Genomic DNA, 1,567 nt, shown 5'->3' with positions numbered 1-1,567 from the left:
CTGGAGCACCTGGCCGCGGCCGGCGTGCCGCTGACGCTGGTCGGGCCGCGCGACCACGAGCCTGCCGCCACGCATGCGCAACTCGAACTGCGCCCGGCCGTCGCGCACGCCGCGGTGCCGGCGGAACTCGCGCGCGGTGCGCTGGCGCTGATGCCGTACCAGGCCGATCTGCGCCACGCGGCGTCGATCAGCCCGATCAAGCTGTTCGAGGCGATGGCCGCCGGCCGGCTGGTGATCGCCTCCGACCTGCCGCCGCTGCGCGAGATCGTGCGCGATGGCGTCAACGGCCTGCTGGTGCCGCCCGATGATCCGGCAGCGTGGCTCGGCGCGATCGGGCGCGTGCGCAAGGACCCCGCCGCGGCGCTGGCGATGGCCGAAGCCGGCCGGCAGACGGCAAGCGCCTACGGCTGGGATGCACGCGCGCGCCGGCTGCTCGCGCTGAGTGCCGGCGCCCCGGCATCGGCTGCGGAGGCTGCATGAACGCCATGAACCGGCTGCGTCCGGCACTGGCCGTGATCTTCGACGCGCACGGCCGCTGGGGGCGGGCGGCGCTCGGGCTGTTCGCGCTCGCGAGCCTGTGGCTGACCGCTCCGGCCAACCTCGGCCTCGGGCTGGCGCTGCTGGCCGCCGGCGGTGCGCTGTTCGCCGGCTGGCGGCGCGGCGGGCGGCCCGATGCCGTCGGCTTCGCCACGCTCGCGCTCCTCGTCTGGCTCGTCCTGCGCTACGGGCTGCAACTGGCCGGCATTGCCGAGCCGGAGCTGGTGAAGCCGCAGTCCGGCTGGCTGGACTGGATGACGCCGCTGGTGTTCGCCACGCTGGCCGTCCTGATCCCGCCCGGATGCCGCCTGCCGTGGCTGCGCCGGCTGTGGGCGCTCGCGCTGCTCGGCTGCACGCTCGGGGTGATCGGTTTCCTGATCGGGCGCGGGCCGCTGGTGCTGTGGTCCGGCGAGCGTCTGGGTTTCCACCTGAACCGGCCGCTCGGCATCGGCCTGTACGCCGGCGTTTTCGTCGTCGGGCTCGTGGCGGCCCGGCAGCAATGGTGGTCGCTCGCGCCGCCGTGGCGCTGGCCGCTGCGCATCGGCGGCCTGATGCTGCTGGCCCTGCATCTGCAGGTGCTGGCCAGCGCCCAGAACCGCACGACCTGGCTGGCCTTGCTGGTGGTGGCCGCGGGGGCGGGGCTGGCCGGGCTGTGGCGCCGGCGCAAGGGCAGCGCCCGCCCGGCGCCGCGTCGCACCGGGCTGGCGGTGCTCGGCGCCGTGCTGCTGCTGGCCGTGTTCGGTTACGCCAACCGCCAGGCCTTCGAACAGCGCCTCGAAGCCGAACAGGAGGTCGTCGCCACCGTCGGCGAGGCGGGACTGGCGGCGGCGTCGGCCTCATCGATCACCACCCGCCTGCGGCTCTGGCAGTTCGTGCTCGAACGCTGGCCGCAGGCGCCGCTGCTCGGCCACGGCTTCGGCGGCCTGCAGACGGTCGTCGATACACAACTGCGGCCACGGGCGGCGCTGATGGCCGGCGAAGCCTACGACCACGTTCACAACAGCTACCTGCAGACGCTGTGGACGCAGGG

General features: G+C 74.7%; 2 protein-coding genes. Both read left to right on the top strand.

All coding sequences use genetic code 11. The features are described 5' to 3' along the window. On the top strand, window positions 1–480 hold a 480-nt coding region (locus PKE44_RS16195), incomplete at its 5' end, for a glycosyltransferase (RefSeq protein ID WP_324553220.1). Further along, on the top strand, window positions 477–1,567 hold a 1,091-nt coding region (locus tag PKE44_RS16190; RefSeq protein WP_324553217.1), incomplete at its 3' end, for an O-antigen ligase family protein. The genes PKE44_RS16195 and PKE44_RS16190, both read left to right, overlap by 4 nt.

It is taken from the genome of Plasticicumulans sp. (assembly GCF_035331805.1).
Classification (GTDB): Bacteria; Pseudomonadota; Gammaproteobacteria; order Competibacterales; family Competibacteraceae; genus Plasticicumulans.
Note: the sequence above shows the minus strand (reverse complement) of the source record. Positions and strands in the feature narration are given on the sequence as shown.